The 805-nt window shown below is 62.1% G+C and carries 1 protein-coding gene; it reads right to left on the bottom strand.

What is annotated here, in order from left to right; all coding sequences use genetic code 11:
* Positions 1 to 378: class II glutamine amidotransferase (locus tag JHD07_RS32705; protein ID WP_291629642.1), on the bottom strand; the 378-nt coding region annotated here is incomplete at its 3' end.
* Positions 379 to 805: the final 427 nt, after the last annotated feature.

The raw sequence follows: 805 nt of genomic DNA, 5'->3' as shown, positions 1-805 counted from the left end.
TTCCACATCTTTTCGGCAGTCACGCCAATTGCCGATCTTGCCGTTGTGCATGAACATCCAGCGTCCGCAGGCAAAGGGATGACAGTTCTGCCGCGTCACCGCCGTGCCCGTGGCGGCGCGCACATGGGCAAAGAACAGATGCGAGCGCAGATGGCGGCAGAGGTAGCGCAGGTTTTCGTCCGACCAGGCCGGACGCGTCTCGCGATAGAGGCCTGGCTCGGGATGCTCGCCATACCAGCCGAGACCGAAGCCGTCCCCGTTCGAGCCCGCCGTGGACTGAAGCGAGCGGATGCTCTGGGCGATCAGGGAGTGCTCGGGCTCGGTGACATAAGGCTCGAACGAAGTGGTTTCGCCCCGGTAGGCGATCCAGCGGCACATGGAGTTCCCCGCGGCTTTCCTGTCAGAAGATGCGTGCTGAGTTGCACCAACACATCGGGCCGGGCGATGTTCCCGCCGGCGGAGAGAGCAGCCTTTAACCAAACATGGTGCCTTCGGAACCGATGCGGCGGCTGGTCGCAGCCGGTTTGCCTTGATTCCGGCAGAGCCACCGCTATTTCTGGATCGAACAAGAATCCGGGCCCCTCTGGCGAGGACGTCGACGTTGTCGGCAAACCTCGTGATGTCGGATGACCTGTCCCGCGCGAATGCGATGGATCGGCCGATTGTCGGGCCCTGTTCGTCTTCTCCGACCATTCGTCTCCATCGCAGCTCCGCCCGGCCATTTCGCAAGTTAAGGGAGCTACGATGTCTGACGCCAAGACCTCAAATGCGATCGAGATCACGGAGCCGTCCAGCCTGAATGAGC

This window comes from Bradyrhizobium sp., from assembly GCF_016462955.1.
Classification (GTDB): Bacteria; Pseudomonadota; Alphaproteobacteria; order Rhizobiales; family Xanthobacteraceae; genus Bradyrhizobium.
Note: the sequence above shows the minus strand (reverse complement) of the source record. Positions and strands in the feature narration are given on the sequence as shown.